The 18,598-nt window shown below is 51.5% G+C and carries 22 protein-coding genes; 15 read left to right on the top strand and 7 right to left on the bottom strand.

Going from position 1 to position 18,598, the window contains the following annotated elements:
• From ACNKIB_RS09415 to ACNKIB_RS09350, 14 genes are all read left to right on the top strand, one after another.
• Positions 1-149, top strand: a 149-nt coding sequence (locus ACNKIB_RS09415) for a phosphoribosylformylglycinamidine synthase subunit PurQ (RefSeq protein ID WP_417910292.1), incomplete at its 5' end; no start/stop codon positions are given.
• Between the two features lie 159 nt (positions 150-308).
• A complete protein-coding gene (locus tag ACNKIB_RS09410; RefSeq protein ID WP_417910288.1) occupies positions 309-500 on the top strand; it encodes a hypothetical protein in 192 nt (63 codons plus the stop codon).
• 173 nt (positions 501-673) lie between these two features.
• Positions 674-1,003, top strand: coding sequence for a YceK/YidQ family lipoprotein (locus ACNKIB_RS09405; protein ID WP_417910287.1), 330 nt, complete (start codon positions 674-676; stop codon positions 1,001-1,003).
• A gap of 534 nt (positions 1,004-1,537) precedes the next feature.
• Positions 1,538-2,461: a HEAT repeat domain-containing protein gene (locus ACNKIB_RS09400; RefSeq protein ID WP_417910286.1), complete on the top strand. Its 924-nt coding sequence runs from the start codon at positions 1,538-1,540 to the stop codon at positions 2,459-2,461.
• Positions 2,462-2,571: 110 nt separating this feature from the next.
• Entirely contained in the window at positions 2,572-3,108 is a 537-nt protein-coding gene (locus ACNKIB_RS09395; protein WP_417910285.1) for a YecA family protein, read from the top strand.
• Positions 3,109-3,251: 143 nt separating this feature from the next.
• Positions 3,252-3,689, top strand: coding sequence for a DUF4395 domain-containing protein (locus tag ACNKIB_RS09390; protein WP_417910284.1), 438 nt, complete (start codon positions 3,252-3,254; stop codon positions 3,687-3,689).
• A 422-nt stretch (positions 3,690-4,111) separates the two neighbouring features.
• Entirely contained in the window at positions 4,112-5,554 is a 1,443-nt protein-coding gene (gene purB, locus ACNKIB_RS09385; RefSeq protein ID WP_417910283.1) for an adenylosuccinate lyase, read from the top strand.
• A 163-nt stretch (positions 5,555-5,717) separates the two neighbouring features.
• Complete coding sequence (locus tag ACNKIB_RS09380; protein ID WP_417910282.1) at positions 5,718-6,062, top strand: hypothetical protein; 345 nt, start codon at positions 5,718-5,720, stop codon at positions 6,060-6,062.
• A gap of 202 nt (positions 6,063-6,264) precedes the next feature.
• Positions 6,265-6,585, top strand: coding sequence for a DUF5666 domain-containing protein (locus tag ACNKIB_RS09375; RefSeq protein WP_417910281.1), 321 nt, complete (start codon positions 6,265-6,267; stop codon positions 6,583-6,585).
• 149 nt (positions 6,586-6,734) lie between these two features.
• A complete protein-coding gene (locus ACNKIB_RS09370) occupies positions 6,735-7,343 on the top strand; it encodes a DUF5666 domain-containing protein (protein WP_417910280.1) in 609 nt (202 codons plus the stop codon).
• Between the two features lie 74 nt (positions 7,344-7,417).
• Positions 7,418-7,792 carry a hypothetical protein gene (locus ACNKIB_RS09365; RefSeq protein ID WP_417910279.1) on the top strand — a complete coding sequence of 125 codons (375 nt, stop codon included), beginning with the start codon at positions 7,418-7,420 and terminating at the stop codon, positions 7,790-7,792.
• Between the two features lie 594 nt (positions 7,793-8,386).
• On the top strand, positions 8,387-8,980 hold the full coding sequence (locus tag ACNKIB_RS09360; protein ID WP_417910278.1) for a cytochrome b/b6 domain-containing protein: 594 nt from the start codon (positions 8,387-8,389) through the stop codon (positions 8,978-8,980).
• 19 nt (positions 8,981-8,999) lie between these two features.
• The gene (locus tag ACNKIB_RS09355) at positions 9,000-9,674 is read left to right on the top strand and encodes a response regulator transcription factor (RefSeq protein ID WP_417910277.1); all 675 of its coding nucleotides are present in this window, start codon (positions 9,000-9,002) and stop codon (positions 9,672-9,674) included.
• On the top strand, positions 9,675-11,078 hold the full coding sequence (locus ACNKIB_RS09350; protein ID WP_417910276.1) for a sensor histidine kinase: 1,404 nt from the start codon (positions 9,675-9,677) through the stop codon (positions 11,076-11,078).
• Positions 11,079-11,081: 3 nt separating this feature from the next.
• On the opposite strand, the gene ACNKIB_RS09345 is transcribed toward ACNKIB_RS09350, so the two are convergent.
• From ACNKIB_RS09345 to ACNKIB_RS09315, 7 genes are all read right to left on the bottom strand, one after another.
• The gene (locus ACNKIB_RS09345; protein ID WP_417910291.1) at positions 11,082-11,882 is read right to left on the bottom strand and encodes a HesA/MoeB/ThiF family protein; all 801 of its coding nucleotides are present in this window, start codon (positions 11,880-11,882) and stop codon (positions 11,082-11,084) included.
• 74 nt (positions 11,883-11,956) lie between these two features.
• The gene (thiS, locus tag ACNKIB_RS09340; protein ID WP_417910275.1) at positions 11,957-12,163 is read right to left on the bottom strand and encodes a sulfur carrier protein ThiS; all 207 of its coding nucleotides are present in this window, start codon (positions 12,161-12,163) and stop codon (positions 11,957-11,959) included.
• 408 nt (positions 12,164-12,571) lie between these two features.
• Positions 12,572-12,769, bottom strand: a complete 198-nt coding sequence (locus ACNKIB_RS09335) for a hypothetical protein (protein WP_417910274.1) — start codon at positions 12,767-12,769, stop codon at positions 12,572-12,574.
• A 132-nt stretch (positions 12,770-12,901) separates the two neighbouring features.
• Positions 12,902-13,642, bottom strand: a complete 741-nt coding sequence (locus tag ACNKIB_RS09330; RefSeq protein ID WP_417910273.1) for a carbonic anhydrase — start codon at positions 13,640-13,642, stop codon at positions 12,902-12,904.
• Positions 13,643-13,660: 18 nt separating this feature from the next.
• The gene (gap, locus tag ACNKIB_RS09325) at positions 13,661-14,668 is read right to left on the bottom strand and encodes a type I glyceraldehyde-3-phosphate dehydrogenase (protein WP_417910272.1); all 1,008 of its coding nucleotides are present in this window, start codon (positions 14,666-14,668) and stop codon (positions 13,661-13,663) included.
• A gap of 108 nt (positions 14,669-14,776) precedes the next feature.
• Positions 14,777-16,621 (bottom strand): cytochrome c biogenesis protein CcdA, encoded by a 1,845-nt coding sequence (locus ACNKIB_RS09320; protein WP_417910271.1) that lies wholly within the window; start codon positions 16,619-16,621, stop codon positions 14,777-14,779.
• 75 nt (positions 16,622-16,696) lie between these two features.
• Positions 16,697-17,017 carry a two-CW domain-containing protein gene (locus tag ACNKIB_RS09315; RefSeq protein ID WP_417910270.1) on the bottom strand — a complete coding sequence of 107 codons (321 nt, stop codon included), beginning with the start codon at positions 17,015-17,017 and terminating at the stop codon, positions 16,697-16,699.
• A gap of 575 nt (positions 17,018-17,592) precedes the next feature.
• Here ACNKIB_RS09315 and nifH point away from each other — a divergent pair.
• Positions 17,593-18,417, top strand: a complete 825-nt coding sequence (gene nifH / locus ACNKIB_RS09310) for a nitrogenase iron protein (RefSeq protein ID WP_417910269.1) — start codon at positions 17,593-17,595, stop codon at positions 18,415-18,417.
• Positions 18,418-18,598: the final 181 nt, after the last annotated feature.

Raw genomic sequence — 18,598 nt, 5'->3', positions numbered from 1 at the left:
CGGATGGCCGCCACTTGGCCCTGATGCCGCACCCAGAGCGGGCCTTCCTGCCATGGCAGTGCCATTGGCTGCCAAGGGAGATGCAAGGGCTGGAGGTCTCGCCGTGGCTGCGGATGTTCCAGAATGCAAGGGAGTGGTGCGGGAAGTGATCTCTTCTGGGCAAAGGCCAGGAACTTCTCTGCCTTTGCCCAGTACAGGAGCAAAATAATGTGGCAAGGAAAAGGGAAACTTATGGATGTTGCGGTGATTGACAGCAGTTGGCACGGCAAAAGCAACCTTGAAGCTGCTTCAGGCGATTACTATGGGGCATGATACGTTTATTGCCGGGCAAGTCAGTACAGGACGCATTCTACGGTATAGACTGCACTATTGGCGTTCCCTTTATTATTGGCAATAAAGGAGTAGAAAACATTGTGGAACTCCCAATAGAAGAAGAGGAGAAAGCATTGTTGGTACAATGCGCTCAACATGTTAACCATAAGCTCAGTTCCTTTTTATGATCTTTCTGTCCTTCATACTACGTTACTGAATCCCTTCACTGCGGTTGCGAAGAGTATTGCTGTCTGACTGTTGCTGAACAGAACCTTTCCCTGTTGACAAAGGCAGTTCCGGTGCGTATGCTGGCTGATATTCTTCCAAATGCCATCCCTTGTTCACACCACGGAGACTGAAGATGAAAAGATATTGGAACATTGCCTTGCTTGGAATGTCTATCACCCTGACAGGCTGCGGCACGATCATCAGCGTGGGAACACATATTCATAGCAGTGAGGATATACGTAAGGAGGAAGATATGCGCTTCACAGCAACGCGCACGGATGCCTACTGGATGAAGAGGCTTGTAAAAGACTGTTTTGCAACCACCTATAACGAAAACTACGTTGCATGTCCTGCCATGCCTATCCCCCTTGTGGACCTGCCATTCGCGATCATTCTCGATACAGTTACGCTTCCCTATGACTGGTATAGGTACAAGCACCGCGAGGACTATGTGCATAAATGAATCAGTGCTTGCAGCACCGCAGGGCAGGCAAGCGTCTTTTTGCTTGCCCACTACCCTATCTGATTGCTCCTCCCCCGCCGTATTCCCCTCTCTCAAAAAATCATCGAGTATCCCCCCAACCATTTATCGAGAATACCCCAGACTACTTATCGAGTATCCCGAGACCATTCATCGAGCGTACTTTGGTCTCGGATCGAGCGTTATTTTGTCTTGGGGATACTCGTTCTTTTGCAGGGGCAATATGTACAGTTCCAGGTAGAAAATGCTTGACAACATATCCCCATGTTCTCTAATGTGGCTGAGGATCCTTCTTATCCCCTATCCCTCTGCAACGGAGAACCAACATGTCCCCAACTCACTGGCGACCTGAAGTCAACGCCCTGACCGTCCCTCAGTCTTATCCTGAGCAGTAGCCTTGTTACCTATTCTGAGAGAGCTGCGATGACTACTCTGGCAGAAATTGAAAACGCTGTAAGAACGCTGCTTGTGCCTTACTGCGCACTCTTCCATGCAGACTTATTGAGGATAGATCTTATGAAGAAGAGATTGAGTTATCTCCCCCTTACCGCTGTCTTGCTGCTCAGTACCGCTGTTCCTGCTTGGAGTGCAGCACGAAAAGCTCCTGTCCAGAGTTCTTCCCTATCTGTTCAGGTTGAAAATGGTTTGCTCACCCTGCAAGCACGCAATACCCCGTTACGGGATCTGCTCCAGCAGATTGCCTCGCAGGTAGGAGTGGAAATCGTGGTGTACGGCACAGTTGAACAGCCTGTGTCGGGTGATTTCAATCGCGTCTTCATCGAAGACGTGCTCCGGCGTATTACTCAGGACTTGAACAGTGTCTTCCTTTACAAGCCACAGGTAGTAGGCCAAACCTCGCCACCGCTGATGGAGAAAGTCTTTCTCTATACAAACGAGGTTCCTAATGCTAAGGGCACTATCCAGACAATCGTTTTTCGGCCTGGTGCCAAACTAGCCTCGCCAGCACCTCCCAAGCATGGTGCGCAGTCAGCTCCGGTACCTGACCCAGAGGAGACGCAAGCAGAAGGAGGAGAAGATAGTGACGAGTTGTCCCTCGAATCCATCACTGAAATGGCTAATGACGAGGATTCATCTGTGCGGGAAGAAGCTGTGGCACTGCTGGGCGACCTCGAAGATGGGAGCGGCATTAACCAGATTGCTAAGCTGCTGCACAACGATGATGAGGAAAGCGTCAGAAGGCTAGCAGCTGAAGTACTGGGTAATCTCAGTGATCAACAGGCGGTGCAGGCCTTAGGTAAGGCCTTGAGTGATAGAAGTGCAGAGGTGCGCACCACAGTAGTCGAGGCACTTGGCCAAATAGCGAGTGAGGAAGCTGTAGTATTCCTGAAAAAGGCGACAAAAGATCGTAACGAGGAGGTGCGCCAAGCAGCGAGCGAAGCCATCGAGATGGCTATGGAGAATGCAGGTACAGAGGAGTAAGGGCGGCAGTCCTGCTGCTTTTCCTTTGACAGGGAGCAACGTTTGCAGGATTATGGAGAAAGATAGGCTCTACCTTGGCCTGATTGCTCTTGCTCTTCGCTTCCACGACTATGACCAAAATCAGCCGTAATCAATCCTGCCCATGCCGGTCAGGTAAGAAATACAAGCACTGCTGCCTGCCCTTGCAGCAGGCAGGACTCCAGTCCGCAGCAACCCACCATAAGCAGAAGCAGATCTCTCTGCACGGGGAGATTGATAAGATCCAACAAGCTGCACGACACACCCAGGTGCAGTGTCGCGAGCAGGGCGTATTCATCTTTTTCAGCACCACAGAAGGTGATGCCTGGGTCTTGGAAACTACTGAAGGCGATGCCCTGCAAGTAGCTGCGGCAGGTCTGCCTTTACCACTGCCCATAGAGGAAAATCACGAGGTGATTGAGGTTGATTGGAGCCATGCCTTTACCTTGCGGAATCACCAATTGTTCCTGCTCAACCACACAGATCAGACAGAGACCGAGCTGCTTCATGCCCCAACGCAGCAAATTAGTGCTGCCTTGCGGAGGATTAGGAAGCAGTACTCTGCTGATCTGCTTCGGCAAGTGCATGTACAAGCTGTCCCAGCACCGCCACTCTATCCAGTCTATTAGCCAGGCATCACGTTATCTGTAGCCCTTGTTCTTGCAGGACTTGCGCAAGCTGAATAAAAATGGCAGCAGGTGCTTGCTCCTGTACTCTTCCTTATTGCATAGGCGTTACGCTATTGTTTAACATCTTGACCGGAGGTCTTTCCATGAGCGCAATGTGTCCAGTCTCTTTTATTAGAATTGATGAAAACGTGGCCCGGCTTAATGCCGTGCAGGTTGTCGTTCTACTGCTACTCTTTCTCTTCAGTCCACTACCCTGGCTCATTCTGATCGTGGCAGCCGACTTCTCCATTCGTGGCTTTTGGCAGGCTAAATACAGCCCCTTGGCCAATATCAGTACCAAGATCATTGCGCTTCTCCAGATCAAACCCAGCATGGTTGATGCTGCCGCCAAGATTTTCGCAGCTAGAATAGGCTTCCTCTTCTCGTGTCTCCTGATTATCTGCTGGCTCTTTCAGTTAGACACCGCAGCCTTGATCATTGGCCTGCTCTTTGCCGCTTGCGCTGCCTTGGAAGCAGGCTTTCGCTTCTGCGTGGCCTGCAAGATGTACCCGTTTGTCTGCAAATTAACAGCCAGCCATTGAAGCGGAACTCCTCCAGGGAAGAGTCCTGCTCGTTGACCAAGGAGTTTGGCTTGGCCAGAAAGGAGTTCGGCTTGGCCAAACTGCTTGCCTGTTGAGCCATAAAGGAGTTTGGCCAAGTCGCAAAGAAATCTTGCCGACTTGCAAAGGAGTTGGAGTCGGCCAAACTCCTTTGCAGGTAAGTACAACTTCTTTGCAAGTCGGCAGAACTCCTCTTTTGCCCAGCCAAACTCCTTTGCCAGCGAGCAAGAAAGGAATGTTTTCTCAGAGTTATGTTGAAAATATCGCAACTGGAGAAAAAGGCTTGCTCTCCGCTGCAATCAGGGAACCCAACGCTTCTTATTGACTTCTGCAAGAAGGTTTCATATAACCGCCGAATTCCTCGCTGTACATCAACCCTTAGCCGCAAACCCTATTGCACTGCTATGAATCACGATATTTATCAGGAACCGTTAGTGAGTCGCTACACCAGTCGAGAAATGCAGGAGCTTTTCTCCGAACGCTTTAAGTTCACCACCTGGCGCAAATGCTGGGTGGCCTTAGCTGAAGCGCAACACGAGCTAGGTCTGGAACTGGTCAGCCAAGAAATGGTAGATGAGTTGCGCAGCCGGATCGAAGATGTTGATTTCGCCGCTGCCGCTGCCAAGGAAAAGGAAATCCGTCATGATGTGATGGCCCATGTGCATGTTTATGGCCAGCAGTGTCCCAAGGCTGAGGCCATCATTCATCTTGGTGCGACCTCGCAATTCGTTGTCTGCAATACTGATCTGATCATCCAGAAGCGGGCACTGCAACTGATCAAGAAAGCCTTGGTGAATGTCATTGCCAATCTGTCGACCTTCTGCCGCAGCTACAAGGATATGGCCACGCTTGGCTTTACCCATTATCAGCCAGCGCAACCAACCACTGTCGGTAAGCGTAATACCCTATACATTCAAGATCTACTGCTGGATTTGGATTATATAGAAGCCTTGGAACAGCAGATCAAGGCACGCGGCGCAAAAGGTACGGTTGGCACGCAGGCTACCTTTATAGAACTCTTTCATGGCGATCATGCCATGGTGCGTGAACTGGACCGCAGAGTGGCGGCAAAGCTCGGCTTTGATCAGGTGTTCCCGGTCACAGGCCAGACGTATCCCCGCAAATTAGATATGAAGACCGCTGAGACGCTTGCAGGCATTGGGGCCTCAGCGCATAAGTTCGCGGTTGATCTGCGCTTGCTCTCCAACCTGAAAGTACAGGAGGAGCCGTTCGAGCAAAAGCAGGTCGGCAGCTCGGCAATGGCCTATAAGCGCAATCCAATGCGCTCGGAGCGGATGACTGGTCTAGCTCGGAAGCTGATGGGCTTACCTGCTGACTTTGCGGCCACGGCTGCTAATCAGTGGTTTGAACGGACGTTAGATGATTCCGCCATCCGTCGCATGGATTTGGCGCAAGCCTTTCTGCTGACTGACGCGATTCTCAAGCTCTACGTTAACATCACCAGTGGCATGGTGGTGTACCCCAAGCAAATTGAACGGCATCTACGAGCTGAACTGCCTTTCATGGCCACCGAGAAGATCCTGATGGCTTGTGTTGAGCAGGGCAAGAGTCGGCAAGAGATGCACGAGGTTATTCGTGAGCATTCAGTGGCTGCTGGACTTGCCGTCAAGGAAGAAGGGTTAGACAATGACCTGCTTTTCCGATTAGCGCAGGATCAACGTATCCCCTTCTCCTTGAAGGAGCTGGAAAAGCTGCTGGGTAATTATCAGGAATTCACAGGCCGGGCCGCAAAACAGACCGAAGAGTTCCTTGATGAAGTGGTTGCACCAGTATTGGCGCAGCACAAAGACATTCTTGGCGGGGTGGATTCAACGCTTATGGTGTAGATGTTGCGTGTTGAGCCTCCTGATTGGCGAAAAAGAATCACCACCGAAAAAAGACCAAGGCATTCATCTTCTGTTCATCTTGAATCGGGTAAAGTAAAGACATAAGGAAGAAGCAGCGGGGCTTCGACCGGAACCGTTAAGAGGAAAAAAGGAGATTGTGACCATGAAACGGATTGCAACAGGACTGATCGGTGGCTTTGTTTTCGGGTTGATGATGGTTGGCGCAGCAGCAGCGAGTGAGCATGAGCGATATGAATATGATCACGGGTATGCGTATGGCAACGGTTATGTAGATAACGACGACATGTACGAACACCGGCGCGTCATAGTACCTTCGTACAACAATGTCGTGCCGACAGTGCCGAACATCGTCATGCCGACAAATCCCAACATCGTTTATCGCAACACCAGGCCGACCTACAACACGCATGAACGTTATGAGCATACTGGTCGATATGGATACTACGATGATGACAGCTATCGTCGAGGATACGGGGATCATGATTGATCGGATGTAAACCTGTCCCGTCTCCACAGCCGCTGTGGAGCGGGACCAAAAAAGGCCAGCCAAGAAAATCTTGCTCTTGGCTGGCCTTTTTTTGTACAAAAGAGAAGAGAGACGAAGAACACAGCATCTTTCCGCAATCTGCTTGTTGAGGAAAGCAGGTTGTCCACACCACAGGATCATGAAAAAGGAGGAGGAACCTATCATGAGACACGTACTTTTTTTCTTGACGATACTTGCGGTATCGTCATCCTGGCCAGCATTAGCCAGCGAACACGACTATGAAGACGGAGAATACGGAGAGAACAGCAGCGCAAAATTCTACGGCACTGTTGATGCGCTGCCGCAAAATGTTAATAATGGCACCTGGCTGGTGAATGGCAGGCAGGTTGTTGTGAATCCAGGCACTGAGGTCAAGGAAAAACGCGGCAAGGCTGCTGTTGGTGCCTATGTCAAGGTGGAAGGTCATCCTACTGGCAGTAGTTTTACTGCGGATGAGATTGAAGTGAAGGGTAGGCGACATTGATTTTCATTCCTAAAGAGCACGAGCTGCCCTGATGTCTTTCTGATATAAACCTGTTTTATTCATTTCCTGTTCATCTTGTCTCTGGTATTATACGCCGGACAAGATGAGCAGTATATTAACCCGATGATCCTAGAAAGGAGGAAATCATCATGAGAAGTGCACTTCTTTCCCTAGCTGTTGTTTTGACCTGTTCTTTCTTTGTCGCCAATGCGCAAGCCAGCAGAGATGAATATTATGAACACGGCGAACGCTATGAGCATGGTGAGCGTTACGAAGGCCGAGGCTACTATGAGGAAAACAAATTCTACGGCCCGGTAGAAGCTATGCCGCAAGGCGGCTTGCTCGGCACGTGGCGGATTGGTGGCCGAAACGTGTTGTTTACTCAAAACACCTATCTCAAAGAAGAGTATGGCAGGATTGGCCTTGGTGCGCAGGTTGAAGTGAAAGGCGGCGGCAATCCCTTTGCTGCTTATGAGATTGAAGTGAAAAGCAGCGGCAGAGCAATGGGAAGTGCCCCGCTGAACGCGCCTCCTCCAGCAATGGGTTTAACAAAATTTTATGGGCCGGTAGAAGCCATGCCGCAAGCTGGCTTTCTCGGCACGTGGCGAATTGGTGGTCGCGAGGTGCATGTAACTCAACAAACCTATATCAAACAAACGCGTGGCTGGCTGGCAGTTGGTGTGCAAGTGGAAGTGAAAGGTGGCGGCAATCCTTTCACCGCCTATGAGCTTGAAGTCAAAGGTGCTGGTATGCGCTAATCTCCTATCACACTGCCGGAGCAAAGAATATCCAGCTCCGGCAAGTCAGCCCCAGAACAAGTAGAGTAGAAGCTATGAACAGAAAGAACAGCAACATCCGCACCGCCTTTTTTGTTTTGGCCGCCGTCCTTGCTGTCAGTGCATGGATAGTTCAGGCAGAAGAAAGCGGGCAAAATGAGCAGGCGCGCCCGCATTTTTTTCAGCCCGGTCAAGGTTACGAGCAGGAACCAGAATATAAATTCTCTGGTGTAATCCGTAAGCTGCCTGCTAGTGGCATGGCAGGAGTTTGGGTTATTGATGATCGGCTGATTCTTGTCACTTCCATGACCAACATCACCGAAGAGAAGGCTAAAGTGGCTGTAGGCGCAACTATTGATGTGCGAGGTGTGCTGCAACGCACAGATTTTGTGGCAACGAAGATTGAAGTTACCGGGAGCGGCAAAAAATAAGAGGCTGCTTTGCACCCCTTGCGTGCAGGATGTAGTTGAAGGCGGCCAAGCAATCCCATAGTTGTTCCATCATGCGCTGCGAGATCGGTTTCGTCTGGCTGCAACCTGGCTTTGTTGGCTACAAAGCACAGGTGAATCGTCCTGATTCACACTTGCATCGCCTCGATTTACACTTGAATTACTCTGATTCACACTTAAATCGATACGATTCACACTTAAATCACTCTGGTTCAAGCGTGAATCAGGGTGATTTAAATTTAAATCGGTACGATTCACTCTTGAATCAAGGCAATTCACGCGTGAATCGTTCTGATGTAAGTGTGAATCAGAGTAATTCAAGTGTGAATCGGAACGATTTAAGTGTGAATCTAGGCAATTCAAGTGTAAATCAGAGTAATTTAAGTGTGAATCGAGGCGATTTAAGTGTGAATTAGGCTGATTTAAACGGCAAATTGCGTATCACAAAGGGAAAGAACACCGCATGAATCCTTGAAAAACGCGTACTCCGTGAGAAACGGGCACTGCTTCGTTGCCCTTGATGCAAATATAACTCGCCGACAGCTAGTGTAGAAAAAAAACAAGGAGGAACACACGATGAATACCGAGAACACAGTCATCCCTGGAGCAACTGCCCCGCTGGGCAACCCTGTCCGGTTCTGGCATCTGGCAATGATCGCCTTGGTTCTTATGGCGGTGCTCACTGGCGACAGAGCTGACGATTACAAACAGATTGAACACGCTGGTTTTCTCCTGCATGGCACAATCGGCGTGACCGTGTTCGTTGCCCTTTGTTTTTATTTCCTCTACAGTTTCCTTGGCCCACAAGGTTCCCGCCTGACCACCTGGTTCCCTCTCACGCTGAATCGTCTCAAACAAACAGGCAAAGACCTTGCTGTGCTTTCTCGCTTTAAACTACCAGAGCATAAACGGCGACAAGGCCTGGCTGGGCTGGTAGAATTCTTTGGTCTCATGGCTTTTTCCTGGCTTGCGGTCACGGGCACGCTGATGTTCTTTTTTATGGAGCGAGGCGTAAAGGCGCAAGGCATCATGCACGCAGTGAAAGAAGCCCATGAGATCGGTACGGTTTTGATTCCGGTTTATCTTGTTATCCATGTTGGTGCAGTCATTGCCCATTCAGTGACCGGTCATCAAGTGTGGAAGGAAATGTTCTTCCTGGAAAAGAACTAAAGAAGCAGGAACGAATCCGATGAAAGTTCTGATTGTTGAAGATGAGAAGCGGCTGGCCAATCTTCTTAAAAAAGGACTTGAAGAGCACGCCTTTGTCGTCGATATCTGTCACGACGGCGAAGAGGGGCTTTATCAGGCCGAAACCTCGCCTTATGACGCGATTGTTTTGGATGTCATGATGCCAAAGATGGACGGCTTCACGGTATTGCGCAAGCTACGGGAGCAAAATATCGAAGTGCCGGTCATTATGCTCACAGCCAGAGGTGAGGTTGAGAATCGGGTGAAAGGGTTGAACATTGGCGCGGATGACTATCTGGCCAAACCCTTTGACTTCAGCGAATTGTTAGCCCGTTTAACCGCTATCATCAGAAGAAGTAAAGGGCAACCAGCCTCACAGCTCTGTGTTGCTGACCTGCATATTGATCTGAATGCCAAAACCGCAGGCCGGGCCGGGATTGATATCCCGCTCTCAGCCAAAGAATACGCTATCCTCGAATATTTGGCCATCAATAAGGGCCGGGTAATCAGCCGCACCGAGCTTTCCGAGCATGTCTATGACATGAATTTCGATCTCGACAGCAATATCATTGATGTCTATATCAACCGGTTGCGCAAGAAAATCGATAAAGATCATCCGCACCCCCTGATTCACACCCGCAGAGGTGAAGGTTATATTCTCCAGGAGGGGAACTAAGTGCTGCACTCCATCAAAGGCAGGCTTCTGCTCTGGATTTTTGTTTCCGTCACGGTTCTCTTTTTAGGTTTTGGCTACGCCCTGCATCTCAAACTCCATTATGTCGTCAATGACTCGTTAGATAAGATGCTTCATGCGAATCTCCAACTCGTCAAAGGGTTGGTGCATACCCATGATAGCGTGACGATTGAGTGCGAGACAGAGGAGTTTATGAAGGGCGATTATGTCCTGCCTGACTCTGGCCATTACTACAAGGTGTTTATTGACGGTAAACTGAAGACAGCCTCTTATTCCTTGGTGGACAACAGCTTTGATCTCACGCCCGGCACGCCGCTTGAGCATAATCCCAAAATCAATGAGTGGATATACATCTCAGATGGTCCAGATGGCGAGCCGCTGCGGGTTATTCGCCATGAGTACATGTTCATGGGCAAGTTGATCACGCTGGTCGTTGCTGAAGATATGACAGCAAGCCTGCAAATGATCGACCGGCTCGCTAACTATTTTCTCATTGTCATGCCAGTCATCATTGTTTTGATCGGGCTGACCAGCTTAATCATTGCGGAGGTCTCACTGCGGCCTTTGCAGAAATTCTCTGATGCCTTGGAGAGAATCAGCCACAAAAACCTGGAAGCGCGGATTGCCGAAAAGGGGTTAGCGCAGGAGCTGCGCAGGCTGGCTGGCAAATTCAATTCTCTTCTTGAACGGCTGCAACAGGCCTTTGAGGCAGAGAAGAATCTGCTTGGCGATGCAGCCCATGAGTTGAAAACGCCGTTGGCCGTTATCAAAGCAGAATGCGATATCGCCCTTCAAAAAACCCGGACTGAGGAAGAGTACGCAGAGAGTTTAACGAGTGTGCGAGAAGTGGCGAATGGAATGCTGGATCAGATTAATGGACTGCTTACTTTAGCCAGGCTGGATTCAGGAATGCTTGATGCGTCGGCATTTCAACCTCTTTCCCTGAATAGCTGTATTGCCGATGCAGTGCGATTGACCGAAACCTTGGCGAAGAAGAAAAATGTGGTTATCAGCACTAGCCTGAATGACGAAATCACCATCCAGGGTGATAAAGACACCTTAACTGAGGCGATTCTTAATCTTGTCGAAAACGCTGTGAAGTATAACCATCCTGGAGGGTTTGTTTCTGTGGAGCTGAATAGTCGTGGCAAACAGGCAGAGATAGTTATCAGCGATACAGGCATTGGCATCAGCGAAGAAGACCGCGAGCGAATATTTGATCGCTTCTATCGCTCTGCTGCGGCCAGAGGTGGTGCGGAAGGAACCGGCCTTGGCCTCAGCATTGCCAAGGCAGTAATGCGAACCCACAACGGCGAGATCAAGGCAGAAGCACAGGCCTCGGGCGGGAGCAGGTTTGTCCTGACCTTACCTTTGCCAGAGGTCTAGCTTTTACATATCGCAGGCTTGCCGCTCTATATCAGTCAGCTCAACAATCACAGGATGTTCGCCGCAGACCGGACAGTCAGGCCGTCGGCGTAACTTGACCCGGCGGAAGTTCATGGTTTTGGCATCAAAGGTCAGCAAGGCATCGGTGAGGAGCGTACCTGCACCAGTGATGAATTTCAGGGCTTCGGCAGCCTGAATAGTGCCTAACATTCCGGCTACTGCGCCTAATATTCCGGCCTGCGAACAGCTTGGCACAGCTTTAGGAGGCGGTGCTTCTCGGAAGCAGCAGCGGTAGCAGGCGGATTTACCGGGCAGGACAGTCATGGTCTGACCGTCGAAGCGGAGAATGCCACCGTGGGAGAAAGGAATACCTGCCATCACGCAGGCATCATTGATCAGAAACTTGGTGGCAAAGTTGTCGGTGCCATCAATGACAAAATCATACTGCCGGATGATTTCGGCAATATTCGAGGCATCCAAATAGAGGAGCCACGGTTCAATCTTAATGTCTGGGTTGATGGCTTTCAGCTTGGCTGCGGCTGATTCCACCTTGGGACGGCTAAGATCAGCCGTAGTGTGCGCGATTTGCCGCTGAAGATTGGAGATGTCAACCACATCGGCATCCACTATGCCAAGAGTACCTACCCCAGCAGCAGCAAGATAGAGGGAAACAGGCGAGCCAAGGCCGCCTGTTCCCACCACCAGAACTCTTGCTTGTAGCAGCTTGATTTGTCCTTCTACTCCCACCTCTTTGAGAATCAAGTGGCGGCTGTAGCGATCCATCTGCTCGTCAGTCAGATTCATTGAATCAGCCACTGTTCCGATTGCGCTGCTGGGCATAGTGTTCCTTTTGTTTCGATTCCGGCGAACTGTTCTGTTCAGCCGCCTGCCATGAAGTACAGCAGATCAACTTCGTTTCGGTCGCCGACCACAGTGTGATGATAGTCGCCGCGATGGACGATTTCACCGTCGATCTGTACCGCGACCATTTCCGGCGACATCACCTGCTCCAGCTCCAGCAGATTGGCGACGGTCAAGTGCGCCGCGTTGATGAAACGCGGCTCTCCATTTAGCCTGATTTCCATAATTTTTCTCCTCCAGAAAATTAATGGCTTGCGTAGGCATTCCAACTCCCCCTTCTTCCGCATAATCACAAAAATTACGCAGAGATATACTACTACTTAGTACAATGCAGCAAACTTGAAGTCAAGAAGAAAAAATCAGTTTCTTGACTTTAGGCTGTCGAGTACACAGGAGACATTCCTACGACAGCCCTACCTGGTAGCTGCAAAATACAATTTATAATACTCTGAAGCGGAGAGGATTGCAATATTTGAACAACCTACCCTTTGTTAGGGCCTGTTAACACGAAGTAACCTCATCTCAAAAAAGCGCAACAGAGAGGGCTTACGCAGTTAGTACCAATCAGTTCACTGGGCAAGTTGAAAAATCCAAAGGAAGTTCAACTTATCACGCTATGCTGATTAACCGCATCACACCTCTTTATATTCCTTTCTTGCTCGCTTGCCAAGGAGTTTGGCTCGGCAAAAAAGGAGTTCTGCCGACTTGCAAAGGAGTGCTACTCGGCAGCAGAGGAGTTTGGCCAAGCCGCAGAGGAGTCTTGCCGACTTGGAAAGGAGTTTTAATCGGCCAAACTCCTTTGCGGCTGACCAGGAAAGCAGTTTGGTCAAGCCGAACTCCTCTGCTGCCGACTAAAACTCCTTTCTGGCCGAGCCAAACTCCTTGGCAAACGAGGAACACTCTTCTCGTGCTTATCCAAAAACTGGGCCAAGCTCCTGCCCAACAACGCAAGGACACTGGGCTTATTGCAGCACAACGCGGGCATTGAGCGGCTGCGCCGGGCGGTTGTTCGGATGCCCTATGACCTCGCTGAACTGCTTGACCTGCTCTTCCGACACTGCAACCGGATTTTTCATGACCAGCCACAGCACCCCTTCGGTGCAGGGCGGTGTGGTGAGCGAGCCGTTCAAGCGGTAATATTCTCGGTTCTCCGGCAGCAAATGATCTGCCCGCACCTGGGTAGCCATGCCCTCTTCCTGGCCGACTTCTTGTGGTATCTGCTGCCAGAGTTTTTTGAGGTTGGGATTCTCTGCGCCCAGCGAAGACAGTACCGCAATCACGGCCAGTTGGCCCTTGGCATCAGCATGAACAAGGTGGGCTTCCAGCGGGAATTGCTTGCCGTCGAGCTGATGCTCGCTTGGGGTATGAAAATGAATCTGCCGCAGCTCAAATTGCCTGCCGTTGACCGTCATAAAGGAACCAGCAGAATAAGCAGCCTGCACCGTGTGGCCGTTATGCTGAATTTTAGTGACAAGGCCGGTGTAGTCAAATTTAATCGGCTCCAGCTCTGCCTCAATGAAGCCGGTCAAGTTGACCGGCGACTGATTGGCTCCTTGGCCGCAGAGGGTAAAGGCTGGATCTAACCGGGCCCAATGCTCTGGGCCTTTCTCGCCCGCATAACTCCATTGCTCTTCGGCGGCATAGGCCATTGTTCCGGCCAGCAGCATCAAAACCGCCACAGTAGCGGGCAGTATCTTCTTCATAGCCTTCTCCTGAAACCGTTATAACGCCTTGTTAGCATCCATGTGCAGGACTAAATCCAGCATCCGGTTGGAATAGCCCCATTCATTGTCGTACCAGCTCATCACCTTAACCGAGCTGCCCATGACGCGGGTGCAGAGGCCGTCAATTATCGAAGAATGCGGATCGCCCTGAAAATCTATTGAGACCAGCGGCTCTTCGCAGTAGCGCAGGTAACGGTTGGCCGCATCGCGCAAGGCATTGTTAACCTCGGCCACTGAGGTTTCTTTCTCCACCTCCATTACCGCATCAACCAGCGAAACATTGGGGGTAGGCACTCGCACGGCCAGGCCGTCAAATTTGTTTTTCAGCTCTGGGATGACCAGAGCCACTGCTGAAGCTGCCCCGGTCTTAGTGGGAATCATGGACAATCCCGCAGCCCGCGCCCGGCGCAGGTCAGAATGGGGGAAATCGAGCAGCCGCTGATCACCAGTATAGGCATGAATTGTGGTCATCAAGCCGCGCTTGATACCAAAGTTGTCTAAGATTACCCGCGCCATTGGAGCCAAGCAGTTGGTCGTGCAGGAGGCATTGGAGACCACATGATGAATGGTGGGGTCATACTCATCCTCGTTCACGCCCATAACGATGGTTTTAACATCTGCGCCCTTGGCTGGGGCAGAGATGATCACCTTAGCCGCGCCTGCGTCAATATGGGCTTTGGCTGCCTCGCCGCTGCAAAAGAGGCCTGTGCATTCGAGCACGTATTCAACCCCGATCTCGCCCCAAGGAATGTCGCTTGGATTGCGGTGATTTGTGACGGGTATTTCTCTGCCATTGAAGAGAATGCCGCGTTCGCCCACCTTGATATCCGCATCAAACACGCCCATCACTGAATCGTATTTGAGCAGATGGGCGATGGTTTTAACATCGGTGAGATCATTGATCCCTGCCACCTCAATCTCTGCAAAATCCTTGTCCTGGCTGATCGCCCGGAAGATATTTCTGCCGATCCGTCCTAGACCGTTGATGCCGATTTTGATGCTCATGGCTCTGCTCCTTTTTTGTGGTTGTACTGCCTTACCCCAGCGACCAAGGAAATGATTACAGAACTGCTGTCCGGAAGTCAACAACTTTGTACGACAGACTTTCAGTGGTCAGATCCTTTTGAGAGCACTGATGACAGCCTCATAAATCTGCTCTGCCGTGTAGAAGTCGCTTTTATAGACTTGCTCGCCGTGCCGCGAGAAGATAACCAGCAGCGGAATGCTCAGACTGCCTGTCTGGCGCAGCATTGCTCGCCCTGGCGGATTACTACCAGTGATATCAACCTTCATCGGTACGATCTCGTCACGGCGCAACAAACTGACTATCTTCGGGCTATCCAGAACACCTTGCTCCAGGGCTTTGCAATTCAGGCACCATTCAGCAGTAAACACCATGACCACGGCTTTCCCCTCAGCAACTGCCTGCTCGAATTGCTCTGGGCTGTAATGCACCCAGTTGATCGGTCCTCTGGCGGTCAGATGGACTGCGCCATAGGTGGAAATCACCATCATCAGGATGCCAATCCCCATGAAGAAGACCTTGAGGGGCCGCCCTGGTGTGATTTGATAGGTACGGTACGCCAGCCAGCCGCCAGCAGTCAAGGAAAAGCTCATTACCGGCCACCAGTAGAGCCTGCTTAGTGGATGTGCGGGATCGGAGAACAGCATCGCCATCCCGATGCCAATGAAATAGACGGCGGCAGCCAGCATTAACAGGCCCATTACCTGCTTGATGAGCACGCTAGCCGGACCGGTTCTCGGCATTTTCCTGACTAAATGTGGCGCAGCAGAGAGTGCGAGGTACGGCAAGGCCATGCCACTACCGATGGCGGCAAAGACAGTCAGTGTAGCCGCAGGTGGCTGAGTAGCAGCCCAGGCAGCTGCGGCTCCCATGAACGGGGCTGTGCAGGGTGTAGAGAGCACCGCAGCCAGAATGCCCAAGCCAAAGGAGCCATGCAAAGTGTCCTGCTCTGGGTGGAGCAGATACAGCCACTCTGGCAGACGCAGGGAGAAGAAATCGAACATGCCCAGAGCCATGATGCCAATGACCAGCCCTACGCTGACCGTGAAGGCTGGGTATTGAAAGAGCTGATTAGTCGCACTAAAGCCGCTGATCAAGGCAATCATACCACCCAGGGCCAGCCAGAAGGCCAGCACGCCTAGCGACATGGCTACGCCCAGCAACAGGCACTGCCGCCGATTCTTAGCCGCATAAGAGAGGCTGATAATCTTGATCGGAATCAGGGGCAAAACGCAGGGTGTGAAGTTGAGCAGCATCCCACCAAAGGCGGCAGTACCAAGGAGCAACAGAAGCCCAGCCCAAGATGCGCCGTTCACAGAGAAGTTCCAGCCTAAGAAGCCGAAATCCACTCTACCGCTCGGCAGAGATGCCTGCTGCGGATGGTAATATCCGCCGAAGAGTTCCTGATTGACTGCTGCTACCTGCGCCTGAGTATCGGCGATGGGTAATACTCCTTGAAGCTGAATCTTCTGCGGGATCAAACACTGGCTGTCTGTGCAGGCTTGGTATTCTAGTTCCAAGCGCAGGCCGGGCTGGGTACCAGGAGTCAGGTGCTGGGCAAACGTGACTGGCAGGTAGATAATGACCTGACCAGCGAAGGACATCAGGCCGTCCTCAGCGTATTGCGCCTTGAACAGCTCTGCTGGGGGATAAAGCGGGGTTCCAGCTTGCAAGCCCTCATCGACCTTGCTTGCGGTGAGCTGAGTAGGATAAGGGCGAAACTTGTTAGAAGGCCTCAGCTGCGAGGCATCAGCGTTGAGATGGAAGCCCTTGGCAATCTGAACAACCACGGCCAGTGGCACAGTTTCACCAGGCCGGGCATGATCAACAGACCAGAAGAGTGCCGCACTGACTGGCTCTCCAGCAACCGTAGCCTGCGGAAAAGCGACAGCAAGCAAGATCACCAGCAGCAGCTTGCACAGGAACTTGCTCATGATTAGCGTGGCAACATCAGCAGAGTATCCCTACAGGATCAGCAGGTAGACATGGAGCAACGTACTTGTCAAACATCAACCTTTCCGCTGCTTGATCTCGTTGAGAATAGTGATGCCTAACTTGAACTGCGGCATTTCTTCCCGTCTGACTGATTCGTAGAAGTCGCACTTGTGGCAGTCACCAAACTTCTCTACATAGTTGCCTTGCCTCTGCCCCTTGCAGAGAGAGCCAGCCACGACCCAACAGCAACGACCGCCGTTCGTACCACTGTGAATACCATCGGCTCTCTGCTCAGTGGCCACTGGACATACGCCCAACTCAGCGACCTTGGCTCCGCCGGGTTCACGGCCACACTTCTTATATTCCCAGCAGTTCAGCTTCTTCTTCTCATCCATGTCCCAGTCCTTGACTAAATGGTTAAGCAGGCTTGGTTCTAGGCAGGCATTCTAAACGGAGTTCCGGCAAAGATCAAGAGCCTAGACAAACAAGGCCACCGGAAATCCAGTGGCCTTGAGGAGGAGGCACTATGGAGACAATCTCCGTAGTGTCGGGGGAGCAGGGAGTATAGTACTGGACAGCAACTACCACAGATTTGGCTACGTCTCTGTCATCTCTGTGCCATCTTTTTCTCTACATCGTATCTTATTGTCGCTGATCGAGGCCGCGAAGTCAAGAGTCAGTTGCAAATAAGATTTGTTCTTAATAGCGGCCACCTTCCCTCCGTCCAACAAAAATGCTAGGCGGCTGCATTATTGTCACATCTCCCACAATACTGGTCCCGTATTCCCCGCAGGAGTCTCTGGGGTTAAACTGGACAAGTTACATCTATGAGTTTAATTCCTCAGTAGATGTTCTCTAACAATCATTCTGGCACGGTCCTTGCTATATCCATGTCGAAGCAGCGCAGCACTGACACGGAGCATTAGCATGTCCGAAACATCCTATAGATGAATACAGAAGGGAGAACGCGATGAGAAAGGTGGCGATCTACGGCAAGGGCGGCATTGGTAAGTCAACGACCACGCAGAACACGGTGGCAGGTCTGGTGGAGATGGGCAGGAAAGTGATGGTCGTGGGCTGCGATCCCAAGGCCGACTCAACCCGGCTGCTGCTCGGCGGCTTGGCGCAGAAGTCGGTGCTCGACACCCTGCGCGAGGAAGGCGAGGACGTTGATCTGGAGGACATCCGCAAGAAGGGCTACGGCGGCACCTGGTGCGTGGAGTCAGGCGGGCCGGAGCCGGGCGTTGGCTGCGCCGGACGCGGCATCATCACCTCGATCAACATGCTGGAATCGCTGGGCGCCTACGAGGAGAAAGAGGGCCTTGATTACGCCTTCTACGATGTACTGGGCGACGTGGTGTGCGGTGGCTTTGCAATGCCTATCCGCGACGGCAAAGCTGAGGAGATCTACATTGTAGTCTCCGGCGAGATGATGGCCATGTACGCGGCCAACAACATCTCTAAAGGCATTATGAAGTTTGCCCAGAACGGCGCAGTGCGTCTGGGCGGACTGATCTGCAACTCTCGCGCTGTTGACAATGAGAAGGAGATGATCCAGAAGTTTGCCGAGAAGCTGGGAACGCAGATGATATGGTTCGTGCCGCGTGACAACGACGTGCAGCGCGCTGAGATCAACCGCAAGACGGTCATCGAGTGGAAGCCCGATGCCAAGCAGGCGGACATGTACCGTGGACTGGCGAAGTCCATTGACGAGAACAAGATGTTCGTCATTCCTAAGCCCTTGGAGATTGAGGAGCTGGAAAAGCTGCTGATGGATTACGGCCTGCTGAATTGAAATGGGCGTGGATGCTAGCATGGAGCAAATCTCGATGCTAGCAATGAGGGAAGTTCCATGCCAGCATCGAGAGAGGTTCCATGCTAGCATGGAAGGTGGCCCAATGCTAGCATCGAGGATGCCTCCATGCTAGCATCGAAATGAAGCCGGACAGACGATGCAGGATACGCGGTAGGGGCGG

It is taken from the genome of Candidatus Electronema sp. PJ (assembly GCF_048287395.1).
Lineage (GTDB): Bacteria > Desulfobacterota > Desulfobulbia > Desulfobulbales > Desulfobulbaceae > Electronema.
Note: the sequence above shows the minus strand (reverse complement) of the source record. Positions and strands in the feature narration are given on the sequence as shown.

Coding starts and splice junctions, on each gene's coding strand:
- ACNKIB_RS09410 (WP_417910288.1), top strand. CDS start 309: ATGATACGTTTATTGCCGGGCAAGTCAGTACAGGACGCATTCTACGGT.
- ACNKIB_RS09405 (WP_417910287.1), top strand. CDS start 674: ATGAAAAGATATTGGAACATTGCCTTGCTTGGAATGTCTATCACCCTG.
- ACNKIB_RS09400 (WP_417910286.1), top strand. CDS start 1,538: ATGAAGAAGAGATTGAGTTATCTCCCCCTTACCGCTGTCTTGCTGCTC.
- ACNKIB_RS09395 (WP_417910285.1), top strand. CDS start 2,572: ATGACCAAAATCAGCCGTAATCAATCCTGCCCATGCCGGTCAGGTAAG.
- ACNKIB_RS09390 (WP_417910284.1), top strand. CDS start 3,252: ATGAGCGCAATGTGTCCAGTCTCTTTTATTAGAATTGATGAAAACGTG.
- purB (WP_417910283.1), top strand. CDS start 4,112: ATGAATCACGATATTTATCAGGAACCGTTAGTGAGTCGCTACACCAGT.
- ACNKIB_RS09380 (WP_417910282.1), top strand. CDS start 5,718: ATGAAACGGATTGCAACAGGACTGATCGGTGGCTTTGTTTTCGGGTTG.
- ACNKIB_RS09375 (WP_417910281.1), top strand. CDS start 6,265: ATGAGACACGTACTTTTTTTCTTGACGATACTTGCGGTATCGTCATCC.
- ACNKIB_RS09370 (WP_417910280.1), top strand. CDS start 6,735: ATGAGAAGTGCACTTCTTTCCCTAGCTGTTGTTTTGACCTGTTCTTTC.
- ACNKIB_RS09365 (WP_417910279.1), top strand. CDS start 7,418: ATGAACAGAAAGAACAGCAACATCCGCACCGCCTTTTTTGTTTTGGCC.
- ACNKIB_RS09360 (WP_417910278.1), top strand. CDS start 8,387: ATGAATACCGAGAACACAGTCATCCCTGGAGCAACTGCCCCGCTGGGC.
- ACNKIB_RS09355 (WP_417910277.1), top strand. CDS start 9,000: ATGAAAGTTCTGATTGTTGAAGATGAGAAGCGGCTGGCCAATCTTCTT.
- ACNKIB_RS09345 (WP_417910291.1), bottom strand. CDS start 11,882: ATGAATCTGACTGACGAGCAGATGGATCGCTACAGCCGCCACTTGATT.
- thiS (WP_417910275.1), bottom strand. CDS start 12,163: ATGGAAATCAGGCTAAATGGAGAGCCGCGTTTCATCAACGCGGCGCAC.
- ACNKIB_RS09330 (WP_417910273.1), bottom strand. CDS start 13,642: ATGAAGAAGATACTGCCCGCTACTGTGGCGGTTTTGATGCTGCTGGCC.
- gap (WP_417910272.1), bottom strand. CDS start 14,668: ATGAGCATCAAAATCGGCATCAACGGTCTAGGACGGATCGGCAGAAAT.
- ACNKIB_RS09320 (WP_417910271.1), bottom strand. CDS start 16,621: ATGAGCAAGTTCCTGTGCAAGCTGCTGCTGGTGATCTTGCTTGCTGTC.
- ACNKIB_RS09315 (WP_417910270.1), bottom strand. CDS start 17,017: ATGGATGAGAAGAAGAAGCTGAACTGCTGGGAATATAAGAAGTGTGGC.
- nifH (WP_417910269.1), top strand. CDS start 17,593: ATGAGAAAGGTGGCGATCTACGGCAAGGGCGGCATTGGTAAGTCAACG.